This is a genomic window from Pseudolysinimonas sp., assembly GCF_031389465.1.
GTDB lineage: Bacteria > Actinomycetota > Actinomycetes > Actinomycetales > Microbacteriaceae > Pseudolysinimonas_A.
Map to the genome: position 1 here is coordinate 1 of NZ_JANMSQ010000123.1, position 17,740 is coordinate 17,740.

The window sequence follows — 17,740 nt, forward strand, 5'->3', positions numbered from 1 at the left end:
CCGCGCGAACGCGCACTCGCCCTCGGCGCGACCCGTGCGCTGGCCGCCGACGACTCGGCAGCGATCGAGGCCCTCGATGTCGACATCGCGATCGAGTCGTCGGGCAGCTCCGCCGGTCTCGGTGCCGCGATTCGCGCCACCGCGCGCGGCGGCCGGGTAGTCATGGTCGGGCTGCTTCCCCCGGGCGAGCAGCCCGTCGCGATCTCCCGGGCGATCACGCGAGAGATCGACCTCATCGGTTCTTTCCGCTTCACCGACGAGATCGATGAGGTCATCGCCGCGCTGGCCGGAGGCGAGATCGACCCGACCGCGGTCGTCACCCACGAGTTCGAGGCCGACGACGCGCTCGCTGCCTTCGAGGTCGCCCGCGACGCGTCGGCTTCGGGCAAGGTCCTGTTGCGCTTCGGACGAGTGGCGTCATGACCACGTCACACTTCCTTGCTGACGGCGCCGAGATCGTGCTCGTCGGAACCGGCGCGACCTGGTCGGAAGGGCCGCTGTGGATCGCCGACCGCGGAGTCGTGCGCTGGAGCGACATCCCCGGCAACCGCATCCTCGAGGTCGACCCCACGACGAACGTCGTCAGCGTTCACCGCGACGACGTCGAGTTCAGCAACGGACGCACCCTCGATCTTGAGGGGCGCGTCGTTCAGTGCTCACATGGGCGTCGCGCCGTCGAGCGCGAGACGGCGGATGGCGTCGAGGTTCTCATCGACTCCTTCGAAGGCCGTCGGTTGAACTCGCCCAATGACGTGGTCGTCGCGAGCGACGGCGCGATCTGGTTCACGGACCCGCCGTACGGCATCCTTCAGGCGCACGAGGGTCACCTGGGCGATCCGGAATACGGCGGATGCCATGTCTTCCGACTCGACGCCGACGGAACGTTGACCCCCGCGATCACGGACTTCGATGAGCCCAACGGGCTGGCATTCTCTCCCGACGAGAGCGAGCTCTACGTGTCCGACACCTCCGCGGCGCTGCGTAATGGCGCCGGAAACCACCACATCGTCGCCTTCCGTCCCGCAGGCGACGGCACCTGGCGGCGCGACCGGATCGTCTACGAGGTGCCCGACGGCCACCCCGACGGCCTTCGCGTCGACGTTGAGGGCCGCATCTGGACCTCCGGCGGAGCAGGCGTGCGCGTGCTCACTCCGGTAGGCGCCGTGCTCGCCCACATCCCGGTTCCCGAAACGGTCGGCAACCTCTGCTTCGGCGGTCCCGACGGTCGCACGCTCTTCATCGCGGCGACCACGAGCATCTATCGGATCGAGACGATGACAACCGACGCCGCGGCGGCGTCACGGAAGGGGCGATGACGATGGCCGCATCCACGATTCCGCTGTTCGAGGCCGACCGCCTCGACAAGTCCTTCTTCGCGACCCACGCGGTCGATCACGTGAGCTTCAGCGTCGAGCAGGGCGAGATCGTCGCGCTGCTCGGTGAGAACGGCGCCGGTAAGTCGACCGTCATTAAGATGCTCGCCGGCGTCTACAAGCCTGACTCCGGGTCGATGCGGCTCGCGGGCGCCGATCTCTCCGACACCGGGGTGCGCGCCGGGATCTCGTTCGTGCACCAGACCCTCGGGCTCGTCGATTGGATGACGGTCGCCGAGAACATCGCCCTGTCTCTCGGCTACCCTCGCCGGTTCGGGTTCATCGACGGCGCCGCGATGCGCCGACGTGCGCTCGAGGTGCTCGAGGCGGTTGGCGGCGGGATCGACCCCGACGACCGGATCTTCGACCTCCCGCGCACCGAGCGCAGCCTCCTGGCGATCGCCCGCGCACTCGTCAGCAACCCCAAACTTCTGGTACTCGATGAGCCAACGGCGTCGCTGCCCGCCGCCGACGTCGAGCGACTGTTCGCGGTGCTGCGCACCCTTCGCGACAGCGGCGTCGGGATGATCTACGTCTCGCACCGGCTCGACGAGATCTACGAGATCGCCCAGCGTGCGGTCATCATGCGCAACGGCAAGGTGGTCGCCGACCGCCCCGTCACCGACCTGTCGCACGACGAACTCGTCGAGCTGATCGTCGGCCGCGGCGCCGTGACGCCGAGCTTCGACCCGCCCGCTGCCGAACTCGCCCTCACGGTGACCGGGCTCCGGGCACCGGGTGGAGCCAGTGCATCCTTCGACCTGCATCGCGGCGAGGTCATAGCCCTCTGCGGTCTGCGTGGCTCCGGTCAGGCGGAGATCGGCCGCACGATCATCGGCGACTTGCGCACCCGGGCCGGTTCGATGGAACTCGACGGGCGCCCCTACCGTCCGACATCGGTTGCGATGGCGGTCAACCGCGGAATCGGGTTCGCCACCTCGAACCGGGAGACCGAAGCGGTCGCGCCGGTACTCACGACGCGCGAAAACCTCTTTATCAACCCGGCAGTGTGGGGCCGGCGCCCGTGGCAGTTCCGTACCGCGAAGACCGAGCGTGCGCAGGCCCGAACGGTGCTCGCCGAATACCAGATCCGCCCGGCGGACCCCGAGATCCCGCTCGACACCTTCTCGGGCGGCAACCAGCAGAAGGTCGTTCTCGCCCGTTGGCTTGGCGCCGACCGATCAGTCGTCGTGCTCGAGGAGCCCACGATGGGCGTCGACGTCGGAGCCAAGGCCGAGATCTACCGCTTGCTCGCTGCCGCCGCGGCCGACGGCCTCGCAGTCATCGTGGTGTCGACCGACATGGAGGAGGTCGCGAAGATCTCCCACCGCGCCCTCGTCTTCGGTCGTGGCCACGTCGTCGCCGAACTTTCCGGGCCCGACCTCACGGTGACGCGACTCGTCGCGGCCGCGAGCGAGCTCGATACGCAACCACCCGCCCTCGCACAGAGGAGTCACTCATGAGCATGAACACGTCGGTCAAGTCGACCGCGCTCGAACCCGGCCGTGGTGCCTCCTGGCATCGCCGCATCACCTCGAACTTCGGGATGGTGATCCTCACCGTTCTGCTGTTCGCGGTCTTCGCGATCCTCGAGCCGTCGACCTTCGCGTCGCTGCTGAACTTCCAGCTGCTGGCCTCCGGCAAGTCGATCCTGCTGATCCTCGCGCTCGCCGTGACGATTCCGATGATCGCCGGCAAGATCGACCTCTCGATCGGCTACGGAGTCGGCCTCTGGCAGGTGCTCGCGCTCTCCTGGCAGTTGCAAGGGATGGACTACCGCCTGGTCATCGTGCTGGTGGTCGTCGGCGGAGCGCTCGTCGGACTCCTCAACGCGATGCTCGTCGAGCTTGCGCAAGTCGACGCCTTCGTGGCGACCCTCGCGACCGGTCAGGTGATCTACGCGATCACCTACTGGTACACCGGCGGCCGCCAGGTCACCGATGAGTCAGGAGCCCGAGCGGCAGCGTTCGACGGCCTCACCCGCTGGTCGCTCGGCCCGATCCCTGGCCCGTTCGTCATCGCTGTGCTGATCGGCATCGTGATGTGGATCGTGCTCGAGTACCTGCCGGTCGGCCGCTACCTCTACGCGGTGGGCGCCAACCCGGCGGCCGCCCGGCTGAGTGGGATTCCGCGCCGGCGCTACATCATCGGCGCAATGGCCACGTCGGGTGCGCTGACTGCCATTGCCGGCATCCTGCTCGCCTCCCGACAAGCGGGCGTGGCGCAGGCGAACATCGGACCCGAGTATCTGCTCCCCGCGCTTGCTGCGGCCTTCCTCGGCTCGACCACCATCCGTCCCGGTCGCGTCAACGCGCTCGGCACGATCCTCGGCGTCGCCATCGCGACGATCGGGATCTCCGGCCTGCAGCAATTGCTTCCTGGCCAGTTTTTCCTGGAGCCGCTCTTCAACGGGCTCACCCTCGTCGCTGCCATCTCGATCGCCTCGCTTGCGAGCCGTCGAAGGGTCGCACGGGCCGACGAATCGTCGGTCACGTCAACAGAAACACCGCAATCCATTCCCGACGATGATCCCGGCGGCGAAGCCGGATCAACTGTCACACCCCGAAAGGAACACTGATGGAACACACGTCCCACCGCCGGCGCTGGCTCGTGACCATTGCGGCCGCAACGGTCAGCAGCGCCCTGCTCCTCTCCGGCTGCGCAAGCGGCTCGGTCTCCGACGGCACCGACGGCTCCGAGCCGCCGGTCGACTCGGGCGGCGACTTCTCGTCGATCATCCCCGATGGTGACATCGTCGCCTTCTCGAAGGACCTGGTCGAGGGCAGCCTCACCGCAACGGAGGGCTTCACTCCTCCGTCGGAGGGCCCCGAGGCACAGCAGCCGGGCGCGCTGATCGCGTACGTCGGCTCTGACCTCTCGAACGGTGGCATCAACACCGTCGCAGAAGGCGTCCAAGAGGCCGCCGCCGTGATCGGCTGGACCGTCAACGTGTACGACGGAAAGGCCACTGCCCAGGGTCGTACCGACGCGCTCAGCCAGGCAATCGCGGCGCAGCCCGCGGCCATCATTCTGGGCGGGTTCGACCCGACCGAGCAGGCCGCGTCGATCCAGCAGGCGGATGCTGCGGGCATCCCGGTCGTCGGCTGGCACGCCGGCTCCGCGGCCGGACCGGGCAACGGGCTGTTCACCAACGTGACGACCGACCCGCTCGTGGTGTCGCAACTCGCGGCCGCCTACGCGGTCGCCGACTCCGACGGCACCGCCGGCGTGGCCATCTTCACCGACGGCCAGTACGACATCGCCGTGCTGAAGGCGGATGCGATGGAGGCCTACATCGAGGCGTGCGAGGGCTGCTCGGTGCTCGAATACCAGGACTCGCCGATCGCCGAAGCTGACCAGCGCATGCCGGGGATCATCTCCAACCTGCTCCAGCAGCACGGCGACGACCTGACCTACCTGATGGCGATCAACGGGAACTACTTCGGTGGCGCCCAGTCCGCCCTCCGCGACGCCGGTACCGACCCGGCCGGCCCGCCCCACTCGGTCGCTGCCGGCGACGGTGACGCGGCTGAGTTCCAGCGCATCCGCAACGTCGACTACCAGGCGGCCACGGTCGCCGAGCCGCTTCTGCTCCAGGGCTGGCAGCTCATCGACGAGATCAACCGCGCTCTCGCGGGCGAAGACGCGTCGGACTTCGTTCCGGCGCCCGGTCTGATCACGAAGGACAACGTGCCCGACGGCACCGTCTTCGATCCCGCCAGCGGGTATCGGGACGTCTACAAGTCCGTCTGGGGCAAGTAGTCCCGTGAGGGCCGGCGGGCGATCCCGCCGGCCCTCCTAACCCCTCCCGACTGGGAGAAGGAGTCGTGCCATGAGCACCCCTACCACGCTGCGCGTTGCGGTCGCGACGCCGCTCACCCCCGAGCTCGCCGCTGAGATCGTGCGGCTCGAGCCGCGGGTCGACCTCGCGTTCGAGCCCGACCTCCTTCCGGAGGCGCGCTATCCGGGCGATCACGTCGGCGACCCCGGCTTTCGCCGCTCGCCGGCCGAGCAGGCCCGCTTCCACGAACTCGTCGACTCGGCTGAGGCGCTTTACGGGGTGCCCGACGAGACTCCCGCCGAGCTGCGTCGCACCGCCGACGCCAACCCCGCGCTGCGCTGGGTGCACACGATGCCCGCGGGCGGCGGTGGCCAGCTCCGCGCGGCCGCACTCACCCGCGACCAACTCCAGCGGATCGCGGTGTCGACGTCGGCCGGCGTGCACGCCGAGCCGCTCGCCGAGTTCGCGCTGTTGGGGGTTCTCGCCGGCGCGAAGACCCTGCCGCGGCTGCGCGTGCTGCAGGATCGCGCCGAATGGCCTGAACGATGGGTGATGCCGCTGCTGTCGGAGCAGCGAGTCATGGTCGCGGGCTTCGGCCACATCGGTCGCGCGACCGCACGCAAACTGCGTGCCCTCGGCGCCACGGTCGCCGCGGTCGCGCGCAGCACGGAGTTTGCCGATGAGGCTGACGAGATCATCGCCCCCGACGACCTGATCGCTCGCATCGCCGACTTCGACGCTGTCGTCATCACCCTTCCCGGAACCGACAAGACCACCGGCCTGTTCGACGATGCGGTCTTCGGTGCGATGCGACGCGGAGCGACGGTCGTCAACGTCGGCCGTGGCACCGTCATCGCCGAGGATGCTCTCGTGCGGGCACTCGTCGACGGCCGCGTCGGATTCGCGGCACTCGACGTCTTCGCGGCGGAACCGCTCGCTGCCGACAGCCCGCTGTGGAACCATCCGGCGGTGCTGGTGAGCCCGCACACGGCGGGTCTGAACCCGGGCGAGGACCGGCTCATCGCCCGCCTGTTCGCCGAAAACGCCAGCCGACTGCTCGACGGCCGCGAGCTGCTCAACCGTGTCAACACGGTGGAGTTCTACTGATGCGATTCGCCCGGGTCCGCACCGATCGGGGGCCGGCGCCCGCGATGTGGCGCGACGAGGCCTGGGCCGAGGTCGACAGCATCCTGGTTCCGGTACCTCGTCTCACCGGCCGCACGTGGCCGGTATCCAGCGCCCTCGCGGCACCGTGCGCGCCGACTCTCATCGTCGGGATGTCGGCCAATGGCACCCCGGAGGCACGTGACGTCCCTGCGCGTTCATTCCTCAAGTCGCCGCGAACCGTCATCGGCCCGCGCGCGGCGATCCTCGCCGACCCCGCGGTCGGAGCGCTCGCTATCGAGGGCGAACTGGCGGTCGTCATCGGCGTCGAGTCACGGCATCTCACGCCGCAGAACGCGCTCGACGCGGTTCTCGGCTACACGATCGCCAACGACGTGACCGCCGTCGACCAGATCGCGGGAGACCCGACATTCACACACGGCAAGAACGGCGACGGGTTCACTCCTCTGGGGCCGTGGATCGAGACCGACCTTGACCCGACGTCGCTCGCCATCGAGGTCGCGGTCGACGGCGCCGTGGTAGCGACCGGCTCGACCGCCGACCTCGGTCGAGCTGTCGCCGACGTGCTTGTCTACGTGACCTCGGTGATGACTCTCGGACCGGGCGACATCGTGCTGACCGGATGCCCCGGCTCGACCGCCCCGATCAGCGCCGGCCAGTCGGCGAGCATCCGCATTGCCGGGCTCGGCGAGCTCGTCAACCACGTGACCCCCTCGTCTCCGCCGCGGGACGACGACCGACAGGAGAGCCGATGACCGCGCAGAAGTCCTTGTTCGACCTGACGGGCGAGACGGTGCTCGTGACGGGATCGACCCGCGGGATCGGCGCCGCCCTGGCCCACGGCCTCGCGACGGCGGGAGCACGCGTCGTCGTGCACGGGCGGAATGCCGAAGACGCGGCGGCGCAAGCCGCACACATCACCGCCGAGACCGGCTCCCCGACGGATCACGCGTCATTCGACGTCGCCGATCGCGACGCGATCGAGTCGTCGGTCGCTGACCTGGTCGCCCGCATCGGGCCGATCACGGGACTCGTCAACAACGCGGGGATGCAGCTGCGTAAGCCACTCCTCGACCTCGAACTCGAGGAGTGGGATCTCGTGCTGCGCACCAACGTCACGTCGGCGTTCCTCGTCGGAACGGCGGTCGCCCGCGGGATGCTCGCCGAGGGGCGGGGCTCGATCGTCAACATCTGTTCGATCCAGTCCGATCTGGCGCGGCCCTCGATTGCGCCGTACACCGCGTCGAAGGGGGCGCTGCGCAACCTCACCCGAGCGATGACCGCGGAGTGGGCGGCGTCGGGAGTGCGGGTCAACGGGATCGCGCCCGGCTATCTCGACACCGACATGACGAAGGCGCTGGTCGACGATCCCGAGTTCTCGGCGTGGGTCATCGGTCGAACCCCGGCCAAGCGGTGGGGCCGCCCCGAAGACCTTGTGGGCGCCGCCGTCTTCCTGCTTGCTCCCGCGTCAGCGTTCATCTCGGGTCAGGTCATCTTTGTGGACGGCGGGATGAGCGTGGTCGTGTGAGCCAGCCCGCGCCCGTCGTGCCGTCGGTGCCGGCGATCGCTGCCCGCCACGGCAGTGTGGTCGCCCATCTCGCCGGATGCCGCACCAAGGCCGCGTGCCCGCATGCCGGCTCGCCGGAATGGCTCACCTGTGCCGAGGCTGCGGTTGCGCGCCGAGGAGACTGGCGAGCGGCGGCGTACGACTTCGAGGCGCCCATCCCGCGCAACCGGGACGATCGTGCCTCGCCGGTGCGGCACGCCGTGCACGGCACGATCTGGGGCTACCGTCGCGGCTGCCGTCATCCCGAGCTCTGCCCGAATCGCTACCGTGATCGCCCGACCTGCTCCGACGTTCGGCGCCGGTACTCACAGGAGTATCGTCGCCGTCGATCGAGCGGCGACGGGACGGCGATCGTGCACGGCACCTCGAACGGCTACCTCCTCGGATGCCGGGGCCACGATTGCCCGCGCGATGTCGGCGGTGCCAGCTGCAGGGAGGCGCGGGCCGAGTACCGTCGTGAGCGTTCGGAGGGGGCTCGCCCGTTCGTCGCAGCCGACGAGGTGCTGCGGCTGGTACGGGCGCTGTGCGACACGGGGCTGTCGACGCGGGAGCTCGCGCGACGCACCGGCACGGGTCGCACGACCCTCGCCGAACTTCTGGCGGGCCGACGTACGCGAGTGACGCGCGAGGTCGCCGAACGGCTCGGCACCCTGGTGCCGGGCTCATGGGATCGGGCCGAGGAGGATGAGGTCTAGCGTGGTGACGATGACCTTCCCTCGCCCCGTCGTCGTCATGGGTGTCTCCGGCACGGGTAAGACCACGATCGCGCGAGCTCTCGCCGAGGCGATCAACCTTCCCTTCGTGGAAGGTGACGACCTTCACCCCGATGCCAACATCGCCAAGATGGCGGCCGGCATCCCGCTGACCGACCTCGACCGCGCGCCGTGGCTCGACCGGATCGCCGTCGAACTCGTCCGCCCCGTCGTCGTCACGTGCTCGGCGCTGAAGCGCAGCTACCGCGATCGGCTGCGCGTGGCGGCACCCGACCTGGTGCTCGTCTACCTCCACGGGTCGCCGCAACTGTTGGCGTCCCGGATGGCGCAGCGCGACGGTCATTTCATGCCGACTTCGTTGCTGCAGTCCCAGCTCGCGACGCTCGAAGAGCCGGCGTCGGACGAGGACGCGATCGCGGTGGATGTCGCGCGTCGGCCCGATGAGATCGTCGCGCATGTCATTGATCGCCTGCTCACCCGCGACTGAGCGTGGGTAGGCTGGCGCCGTGGTGCGACCGTTCCTCAGCCTTCTCGTGGCGGCCGTCGCCACGGTTACGGGTTTCGCGCTGAGCTGGATCGGCGCCTCAACGCACGCCGCTCTGGTCGCTCGCCTGGAGCCCGACCCCGTCGGTCTCGCGCTCGGGATCGTCGGCGCGCTCGTGCTCGGCATCGCTGCGCTGTCGGTCGCGATCCACTGGGTCGGGGCCCTCGTCGTCGGGGCCATCCACGGGCTCCTCGGGCTTCTCGCCCTAGTCGTGCCCTTTGGCAACCCGTTCGCCGGGGGAATCTTCAGTCCGGTCTTCCAGATCACCCGGATGCTGTCGAAAGTCGACCCCGCGCTGGGCGACGGCGCGACGATGTTCTACTTCTCGGGCACCGCGCTCGTGGTGGGAGCATTCCTCATCGGGGCCGCGCTCGGCATCCGGTCGCGTCGGCTCGCCGGGCCGTCGGGCGCCAAAGCCGTTGCGGTCTCGTCGTCGCTCAGCGCAGGGACTCTGCTCGGGGCGTCGGCGCTGCTCCTGATCGCGGGGGGCACCTTCGCGCAACAGATCTTCCAGTTGCTGCGCTACGACGCGGTCTCCGCTTCGATCGCGGTGGTCGCCGGGGTGTTCGCCGGTCTCGCCGGGTTGATGCTGCGCTGGTCGTCGATCGGCGTCATCTTGCCCGCGACGGTTGTGTTTGTGGCGGGAGTCGTTCTCTTCGCGGGGCTGCTGCCGCTGCCCCCGTCCTTTCCGGGGCGCCTGCCGGCGGCTTACGGTCTGGTGATGGTTGCGGGCGCGACCTTCCTCGGCTCTGCGATCGGCGGCGTCGTGCGCGGGCGGCCGGAGGCCGTGGTCGACCCCGATGCCCTCTCACCCCCCGTCGCCCTGTAGCATGGGCCACTGAACTTCGGCGAGGGCTCCGCACGCGGGGCCGTGATCGACGCGGTGGGCGGTCCTCACGTCTTCCTCGCGCTTTCGTGCGTTCGAGTTGAATCCCACAGAGTGGGGCTGACGCCCCGGAATCCAGGAGTACAGCCATGGCTGAGAGCAAGAAACCTGCACAGGACAACAAGCTGAATGTCGAGGTGCGCACCGAGTTCGGCAAGGGCTTTGCCCGCCGCCTCCGCGCCGCCGGCAAGATCCCCGCCGTGATCTATGGGCACGGCACCGAGCCGCAGCACGTCGCCCTCCCGGGCCACGAGACGGCGCTCATCATTCGCAAAGCGAACCAGGTGCTCGACCTCCAGATCGCGGGCAAGAGCCAGCTCGCGCTCGTGAAGGACGTTCAGAAGGACCCGGTGCACCAGATCATCGAGCACCTCGACCTCATCGTCGTGCGTGCCGGCGAGAAGGTCATCGTGGACATCCCCGTGCACCTCGAGGGTGACCCGGCTCCCGAGACGAGCGTCAACCAGGACTCGAATACGATCTCGCTCGAGGTTGAGGCGACTCACATCCCCGAGAGCGTCACGGTCAGCATCGAGGGCCTTCGCGAAGGCGCTCAGATCCTCGCTAAGGACGTCAAGCTCCCCGCGGGCGCGACTCTGGTGACCGACCCCGAGGTGCTCATCGTCGGCATCACCGGCGAGACCCAGGTCGACCTCGGCGAGACCGAAGAGGTAGCCGCCGAGGGTGAGGCCGCCGAGGGCGAAGCCGCCGAGTCGGCTGAGGGCGACGCCCCGGCCGCCGACGCCGCGGAGTAGCTCCTCCTCACATGTCCGACGATCGCTGGCTCGTGGTCGGGCTCGGGAATCCCGGGCCCGGCTACGCCGGCCATCGTCACAACGTGGGTCAGATGGTCGTGGCCGAGCTGGCGTCAAGGCTCGGTACGACCCTCAAGGCGCACAAGGCGGGCGCGACCGTCGGGGAGACCCGGGTGCGCCCGGGCGGCGACCGGATCGCGCTTGCGGTGCCGTCGACGTTCATGAACGTGTCGGGTCGACCGGTCGCGGGGCTGCTGAAGTTCTACTCGCTCGATGCTTCGAAGTTGATCGTCATCCACGACGAACTCGACCTGCCGTTCGACACCGTGCGGCTGAAGGCCGGCGGTGGACCAGGCGGCCACAACGGGGTTCGCGACATCATCGCCGTCGCCGGACCTGACTTCGTGCGCGTGCGCGTCGGCATCGGTCGCCCGCCCGGACAACAGGATCCTGCCGACTACGTGCTGTCGCCGTTTGCGAAGATCGAGCGGGATGCCCTCCCGAGCCTGATCTCTGATGCCGCTGACGCCACCGAACAGATTCTCACCGCTGGCCTCGTCGCTGCGCAGCAGCGCTGGCATACCCAAACGGGGGACAAACTATAGACAGATCGGTCTGTCCCTCGTTCTGGACCTATAGCCCGTTGGCGTCCGAGTGATTTAATCTCCTTACACGGTCACGCGACTCGGGGGGGCTCGCGTGGTTGGGACCGCATGCTCCTCCTTTGACTCCGAAGAGGTAGTTGAACATGCGTACCACCAACAAGAAGCGCCTTCTGGCGGCCGGAATCGTCACCGCCATCCTTCTGGGTGGCGCGGGAACGGCCTACGCGTACTGGACGAACACCGGTTCCGGTGTCGGCGAGGCCGACACCGGAACGAACAGCTCGATCACCGTCGTCCAGACGAGCGTCGTGACCAACATCCGGCCCGGCAGCGGAACGCACGCGCTGAGCGGCAACTTCAACAACCCGAACTCCGGATCGGTGTTCGTCGCCTCGGTCAGTGTCAGCATCGGCACCATCGTCGACGCTCTGGGCGACCCGATCGTGGGCTGTGAAGCCGACGACTACGTCATCGCCGGCAGTCCGGTGACGGTCAACGCCAACGTCCCCGCCGGCAACGGTCAGGGCTCGTGGTCGGGCGCGACGATAGCGTTCGTGAATGAGGCGGCCGAGAACCAGGACGGCTGCAAGAACGCCACGGTCAACCTGGTCTACACGTCCAACTGATCATCGCTCGCTGAAGCGGTGGGGTGGCTGGCGTCGCCCCACCGCTGAGGCACGTACCACTTCGCCACGATTCGACGGGCGAACGGAGGCACCCCATGGTCACCACCCGCCGCCGATGGCTGGTCGCCATCGCGATGCTGCTCGGCGGCCTCGCGGTCGGCTCCGGGCTGACCTGGGTGATCCTGACCCGTTCGTTCTCCTTCGGCGGAAACGCTGAGGCGGTCGCCGATCGACCGCCGGAATCGTTCACGATCAGCGGAGACCTCGCCGAACCGGCCTATCCGGGGGGATCCGCGCCCCTGAATCTCAGCATCTCCAACCCGCTCGACGTCGACCTCGCCGTCTCGCAGTTTCTCGTCGAGATTGACGCGGTCGACGCACCGAACGCCACGGACCTGTTGCCGTGCGATGTGCACGACTTCTCGGTCGAGCAACTGTCGTGGCACGACGAACTCATCGTCGGCGCCGGAACGACGGTTTCGCTCGCCGACCTCGACGTCCTGACCGAGCATTGGCCCCGGGTGCTGATGCTCGATACCGCGAGCAACCAGGACGGCTGCAAGGGGGCCTCGGTCTCGCTCGCCTATTCCGCCGCAGGGAGGATCGTCGAATGACCCGCCGACGGCGTCTCGCGATCCTCGGTGCATCCGCCGTGTTCGCGCTCGTCGTCGTGCCGGTCGGCGGCATCGCGCTCGCCTACTGGGGCGGCACCGGAGGCGGCACCGGCACCAGCGCGACCGGCGACGTCGTCCCCGTGTCGCTCAGCGGCGGCACGCCGCCGGCGAACCTCCGCCCCGGCGCCACCGCCCACGTCGTCCTCACCGCGACCAACACCAACGACTCCCCCGTGCGGATCGACTCGCTCAGCCTCGACACGGCAAGCGGCACGGGCGGCTTCGCCGTCGATGCCGGTCACAGCGGCTGCAGCGTCGCCGTCCTGAGCTTCACGACGCAGAACAACGGCGGCAGCGGGTGGACGATCCCGGCTCGGGTGGGTGTGGTCAACGGCACTCTGGGCATCACGCTGCCGAACGCCATCGGGATGTCGACATCCGCCGCCAACGCCTGTCAGGGCGCCACCTTCACGGTCTATCTGGTGTCCGGATGACCACGACGACGATCGCTCAAGGCCCGGCCCGGCACCTCTCCGTGACGGCTCGGTGGCGTCGTACGCTCCTGTTCGCGATCGCCGCGTTCGCACTCGTGCTCGTCGGTGGCGCCGCGTGGTCGTACTGGCTCGCGGCAGTCACGGCCGGGAGTGCCGGCTCGGCCCTCGCGACCTCGGTGAACGCGGGAGCGACGCCGACCGCGAACGCGAGCGGTGCGAACGTCACCGTCAGCTGGTCGGCGTCGACCCTCACCAACGGGATGGCGGTGAGCGGGTACGAGATCCGGCGCTACAACTCGACGACTCTCGTTCAACAGACGATCCTCAGCGCGTGCACGGGCACCGTGACGGCCCTCAGCTGCGTCGAGAACTCGGTTCCGAGCGGAACCTGGCGCTACTCGGTCACCCCGGTGATCGGCACCAACTGGCGGGGCGCCGAAAGTGCGATGAGCACCGTGGTCACCGTGGATACGATCGCGCCGATCAACTCCCTCACTCTGAGCAGCATCACCGGCGGTGCGAGTCTGACGGGCACGACGGTGTACTACCGGGGCACCGCCGTCGGATCGTTCACGTTGACCAACGCGTTGACCGATGGCGGCACCGGGCCGGCGTCGAGTCAGACCGCCGCGCTCGGTGGCACGACGACCGGCTGGACGCATACGCCTTCGACGGTTTCGACTCCGACCGGCGGGCCATACGTCTCTAACACGTTCTCGTGGGCGGCGGCCACGACCGGCTCTCCGACCGAGGCCGTCGTCGGGCGGGATGTCATCGGCAACACGGCGACGACGAACCTGACCTTCACCAACGACTCGACCGCGCCGGCCGTCGGCACGATCAGCTACATCAACGGAACCCAGCCCGGCAAATCGGTGTCGGTGACGTTCACGACCGGCACCGACGGCGGTGCCGGGATCGTCACGCGGCAGCTGCAACGCGCCCAGGTTGCGTTCACGTCCGGGGCCTGCGGAACGCCCTACTCGGCTTTCGCCAACATCGGGCCGGGGCTCCCGACGTCGCCATACGTCGACACCACGGTCGTCAACTCGTACTGCTACATGTACCAATATGTGGTGACGGATGGCGTCGGCAACCAGTCGATCACCACGACCACGGATGTCTCACTCATCGACTACGGGGGAGCTGTGGCTGTCACGTCAGGGCTCATCAGCCGGTGGCGCCTCGGCGACGCGAGCACGGCCGGGGTGATGGACGACAACGGCCCCAACAACAACGACGGCACCTTCTTCAACAACCCGACAGGTGGCGTGACCGGCGCTCCGCCGAACGACGCTGACACAGCCGTGCTCTTCGACGGGGTCAACGACTACGCGACAGCCGCTCGGCAGATCGCTGGCGACTTCTCCATCGAGTTCTGGTTCAAGACCTCTCAGTACGCTGGTTTCGGATGCGACCAGTGGTGGCGGGGGCATGGTCTCGTTGACGCCGAGGTGTCCGGCGCAACCTGGGACTTCGGGGTCTCGCTCTGTGCTGGTCGAATCGTTGCGGGAGTCGGAACTCCTGACGTGAGCATCGTCTCGGCCCCCAACCTTCACAACAACGCGTGGCACCACGTCGTGTTCACGCGCACGCAGTCAACGGGCGCGCTGGCCCTTTACGTGGACGGGGCACTCTCTGGCACCGCCTCCGGGAACACTCAACCGCTCAACGCCTCGACCACCCTGACCTTCGGTCGTCAAGCGACTGGGATCCAGTACTACGCTGGCCTGCTCGACGAGGTCGCGGTGTACAGCAGCGTGCTGTCGCCCACGACCGTCACCAATCACTACCAACTGGGAAGTTCGGTCGCCACCGATGTCACCGGCCCGACGGGCGGCTCGGTTGACGCGAGCGGTCTGGTAGGTACGGGCGCTCGCTACTCGACCTCCCCGAACCTCAGCATCGTCTTCACCCCCGGAACCGACTCGAGCGGGCTGCTGACGACCGGTCGTACGCTGACTCGAGCGACCGCAACGCTCACGGCGGGCACCTGCGGCACCTACGGCGCCTACGCACTCGTGACCGGAGGCACCGACCCGACCTCGCCGAAGGCAGACACGGTGACAACCGGAGCCTGCTACCGGTATAAGTACACCGTCGCCGACACCCTCGGAAACTCGACCACTTACACGAGCGGCGACATCAAGGTCGACTCGACAGCACCGTCGGCACCAACCCTCGCCATCTCCTCGCCGGTGAACTCCTACTGGAGTGGCTCCGGCTCGACGGTCTACTACAACTCAGGCGCGGCCTCGGGCTCGTTCGCGGTCACCGGTTCCTCGACCGATGCCCAGTCGGGGATCGCGAGCTACGCCTACCCGGCGGCGGGCACCAACTGGACGTCGACTCCCGGATCACTCGGGGTGAACACCTACTCCTGGAGTGGCGCACCGGCGGCCCCGGGCACCCTCAACGTGACGGCGACGAACAACGCTGGCACGGCATCCGCGACGTCGCCCCTGACTTTCGTCGCCGACACCTCCGCGCCGACCGCGGGCACCGTCAGCTACGTCAACGGCATCTACGCCGACACGACGATCTCGGTGTCGTTCACGACGGGGACGGATGCCGGCTCGGGAGTCGGAACCCGGTTGCTCCAGCGGGCGACCGCCACCTTGACGGGAACCACCTGCGGCGCGTACGGAGCGTTCGTGACCGTCACGGGAGGTACGAACCCGACCTCACCGGTCGTCGACACCGTGGCGACGTCGGGCGCGTGCTACATGTACCGCTACGTGGTGTCGGACAACCTCGGCCTCCAGCACATCGCGACGAGCGCCAACGTCGCGCGCTCGCCCGGCGCGATCTGGGCGCTGAACGAGGGCTCCGGCGCGAGCGCGGCGGACACCTCGGGCAACGCCAGAACGGCCACCCTGCAAGCCGGCGCGACCTGGACGACCCGTCCGACCGGCATGTCCACTACTCCCGCAGTGAACCTGACGGGTGCGACCAACAGCTTCGTGCAGTTCGACGGCCCCGCCGTCGACACGAACGAGAGCCACACGGTCGCCGCCTGGGTGCGGCTGAGCAGCCTCGTGAACCATCGGACCTTCGCGGTCATCGACGGCACTAACATCAATCCCTTCTACTTGCAGATGACTAACCTCGGGCAGTTCAACTTCTCGCAACGAACCAGCGACTCGACCGCTGCGACGCTCATCCAGGTCAACGGTCTCTCGCCGGCGGTCAACACCTGGTACCACGTCGCGGGGGTCTATGACAAGCAGGCGGGAACGATCCAGCTCTACGTCGACGGGGTCTCGCAAGGCACCGCCGTCGCCGGCCCATCGTGGACAGCCACCGGCAGCACGGCGATCGGGCGAGGCAAGTGGGGCGGGGCGAACGTCGACTTCGTGGCGGGTGCCCTCGACGAGGTGCGGTTCTACGGTCGGGTGCTCTCCGCCGCCGAGATCGCAGCCCTCGCGGCGGGGTGATCGGGCGCTGCGCCTAAGCTCGAACGAGTGGGTCTGCATGCGGTGATTCCGGGCTTGGAGCATACCCGCGCGCTCGAAACCGCCCTCAGGCACAGCACGAAGGATGCCGACTTCTCCCTCGTTGACGGGCTGCGGGTGCCCGTCATCGCCGCGCTCCTCGAAGCCCGAGGGCCCGCTCAGGCGGTGTTCGCGGTCACCGCGACGAGCCGAGAGGCGGAGGCGGTCACGGGGTCGCTGCGCGCCTACCTGCCCGGCGCGACGGTGCTCGACTTTCCTGCCTGGGAGACCCTGCCGCACGAGCGGTTGAGCCCGAGCGCCGAGACGGTCGGTCGGCGGCTGCGCACCCTGCGCGAGATCGCGCGCTGGAACGCCGACCGTCGCGGTCACCTGGTCGTCGTCGCGAGCGTGCGTGCCGCCCTGCAACCCGTCGTGCCGGGACTCGTCGACGTCGCATCGCTCGAACTCACCCGCGGCGGTCGGGGTTACGACCTCGCCGTGCTCGCGCTCGAGCTCGCCCAACTCGCGTATGCCCGCGTCGACCTCGTCACCCGACGCGGCGAGTTCGCGGTGCGCGGCGGCATCCTCGATGTCTTTCCTCCCGACGCCGAGCATCCGGTGCGAGCCGACTTCTTCGGTGACGAGCTGGAGCAGCTGCGGTACTTCTCGGTCGCCGATCAGCGCTCGCTGCCCGAGGAGCTCGACCGCGTCGAGCTGTTGCCGAGCCGCGAGCTGCTGCTCACCGAGGCGGTGCGACAGCGCGCGCGCGAGATGGAGAGCGAGTTCCCGAGCCTCGAGGGGATGCTGGCGAAGATCGCCGAAGGCATCCCGGTCGAGGGGATGGAGTCGCTCGCCCCCGCGCTCGTCGGCGATCTCGTGCCCGTCACTGACCTGCTACCCGAGGATGCCGCGGTCGCCATCCTGAGTCCGGAGCGGGTCGCGACCCGGGCGGTCAGCCTTGCTGAGACGAACCGCGTGTTCCTCGATGCGGCGTGGAGCGCGGCGACCGTCGGGGCGAAAGCGCCGATCAGCCTCGACCGTGGCGATTTCCTCACGGTCTCCCAACTCAGGACGGCGTCGAACCCGCGCACCTGGTGGACGTTCAGCCCCTTCGACTCCGACGCCGACGAGGTCGTGCGCATTCCCGGCGCCGTCATCCCGAGCTTCGCCGGTCAGGTCGAGGGTGCCGTCGAGTACGTCGCGGGCCTCGTGCGCGACGGCTG

Annotated in this window: 17 protein-coding genes and 1 pseudogene; all 18 read left to right on the forward strand. The window is 68.6% G+C overall.

Going from position 1 to position 17,740, the window contains the following annotated elements:
* Nucleotides 1-423, forward strand: a 423-nt coding sequence (locus RMO30_RS04630) for a zinc-binding dehydrogenase (RefSeq protein WP_309710131.1), incomplete at its 5' end; no start/stop codon positions are given.
* Nucleotides 420-1,316: an SMP-30/gluconolactonase/LRE family protein gene (locus RMO30_RS04635; RefSeq protein WP_309710134.1), complete on the forward strand. Its 897-nt coding sequence runs from the start codon at nucleotides 420-422 to the stop codon at nucleotides 1,314-1,316. The genes RMO30_RS04630 and RMO30_RS04635, both read left to right, overlap by 4 nt.
* A 2-nt stretch (nucleotides 1,317-1,318) precedes the next feature.
* Nucleotides 1,319-2,836 (forward strand): sugar ABC transporter ATP-binding protein, encoded by a 1,518-nt coding sequence (locus RMO30_RS04640; RefSeq protein WP_309710137.1) that lies wholly within the window; start codon nucleotides 1,319-1,321, stop codon nucleotides 2,834-2,836.
* The gene (locus tag RMO30_RS04645; RefSeq protein ID WP_309710139.1) at nucleotides 2,833-3,951 is read left to right on the forward strand and encodes an ABC transporter permease; all 1,119 of its coding nucleotides are present in this window, start codon (nucleotides 2,833-2,835) and stop codon (nucleotides 3,949-3,951) included. Before RMO30_RS04640 ends, RMO30_RS04645 begins: the two co-directional genes overlap by 4 nt.
* Nucleotides 3,951-5,135 (forward strand): substrate-binding domain-containing protein, encoded by a 1,185-nt coding sequence (locus tag RMO30_RS04650; protein WP_309710142.1) that lies wholly within the window; start codon nucleotides 3,951-3,953, stop codon nucleotides 5,133-5,135. Before RMO30_RS04645 ends, RMO30_RS04650 begins: the two co-directional genes overlap by 1 nt.
* A 70-nt stretch (nucleotides 5,136-5,205) precedes the next feature.
* A complete protein-coding gene (locus tag RMO30_RS04655) occupies nucleotides 5,206-6,261 on the forward strand; it encodes a D-2-hydroxyacid dehydrogenase (RefSeq protein ID WP_309710145.1) in 1,056 nt (351 codons plus the stop codon).
* Nucleotides 6,261-7,034 carry a fumarylacetoacetate hydrolase family protein gene (locus tag RMO30_RS04660; RefSeq protein WP_309710149.1) on the forward strand — a complete coding sequence of 258 codons (774 nt, stop codon included), beginning with the start codon at nucleotides 6,261-6,263 and terminating at the stop codon, nucleotides 7,032-7,034. The genes RMO30_RS04655 and RMO30_RS04660 overlap by 1 nt, the downstream gene beginning before the upstream one ends.
* Entirely contained in the window at nucleotides 7,031-7,807 is a 777-nt protein-coding gene (locus RMO30_RS04665) for an SDR family oxidoreductase (RefSeq protein WP_309710152.1), read from the forward strand. Before RMO30_RS04660 ends, RMO30_RS04665 begins: the two co-directional genes overlap by 4 nt.
* A complete protein-coding gene (locus tag RMO30_RS04670; RefSeq protein WP_309710154.1) occupies nucleotides 7,804-8,541 on the forward strand; it encodes a helix-turn-helix transcriptional regulator in 738 nt (245 codons plus the stop codon). The genes RMO30_RS04665 and RMO30_RS04670 overlap by 4 nt, the downstream gene beginning before the upstream one ends.
* Nucleotides 8,542-8,551: 10 nt before the next feature.
* Nucleotides 8,552-9,046, forward strand: coding sequence for a gluconokinase (locus tag RMO30_RS04675; protein WP_309710157.1), 495 nt, complete (start codon nucleotides 8,552-8,554; stop codon nucleotides 9,044-9,046).
* A gap of 19 nt (nucleotides 9,047-9,065) precedes the next feature.
* Nucleotides 9,066-9,932, forward strand: a complete 867-nt coding sequence (locus RMO30_RS04680) for a hypothetical protein (protein ID WP_309710159.1) — start codon at nucleotides 9,066-9,068, stop codon at nucleotides 9,930-9,932.
* A 146-nt stretch (nucleotides 9,933-10,078) separates the two neighbouring features.
* On the forward strand, nucleotides 10,079-10,744 hold the full coding sequence (locus RMO30_RS04685) for a 50S ribosomal protein L25/general stress protein Ctc (protein ID WP_309710162.1): 666 nt from the start codon (nucleotides 10,079-10,081) through the stop codon (nucleotides 10,742-10,744).
* Nucleotides 10,745-10,755: 11 nt separating this feature from the next.
* On the forward strand, nucleotides 10,756-11,349 hold the full coding sequence (pth, locus tag RMO30_RS04690; RefSeq protein WP_309710165.1) for an aminoacyl-tRNA hydrolase: 594 nt from the start codon (nucleotides 10,756-10,758) through the stop codon (nucleotides 11,347-11,349).
* A 143-nt stretch (nucleotides 11,350-11,492) separates the two neighbouring features.
* A complete protein-coding gene (locus RMO30_RS04695; RefSeq protein WP_309710168.1) occupies nucleotides 11,493-11,975 on the forward strand; it encodes a hypothetical protein in 483 nt (160 codons plus the stop codon).
* Nucleotides 11,976-12,070: 95 nt separating this feature from the next.
* Nucleotides 12,071-12,589 (forward strand): hypothetical protein, encoded by a 519-nt coding sequence (locus RMO30_RS04700; protein ID WP_309710170.1) that lies wholly within the window; start codon nucleotides 12,071-12,073, stop codon nucleotides 12,587-12,589.
* Nucleotides 12,586-13,083 carry a hypothetical protein gene (locus tag RMO30_RS04705; protein WP_309710173.1) on the forward strand — a complete coding sequence of 166 codons (498 nt, stop codon included), beginning with the start codon at nucleotides 12,586-12,588 and terminating at the stop codon, nucleotides 13,081-13,083. The genes RMO30_RS04700 and RMO30_RS04705 overlap by 4 nt, the downstream gene beginning before the upstream one ends.
* Complete coding sequence (locus RMO30_RS04710) at nucleotides 13,080-16,520, forward strand: LamG domain-containing protein (protein WP_309710175.1); 3,441 nt, start codon at nucleotides 13,080-13,082, stop codon at nucleotides 16,518-16,520. Before RMO30_RS04705 ends, RMO30_RS04710 begins: the two co-directional genes overlap by 4 nt.
* Nucleotides 16,521-16,547: 27 nt before the next feature.
* A pseudogene (locus RMO30_RS04715) lies at nucleotides 16,548-17,740 on the forward strand (transcription-repair coupling factor); the annotation flags it as partial.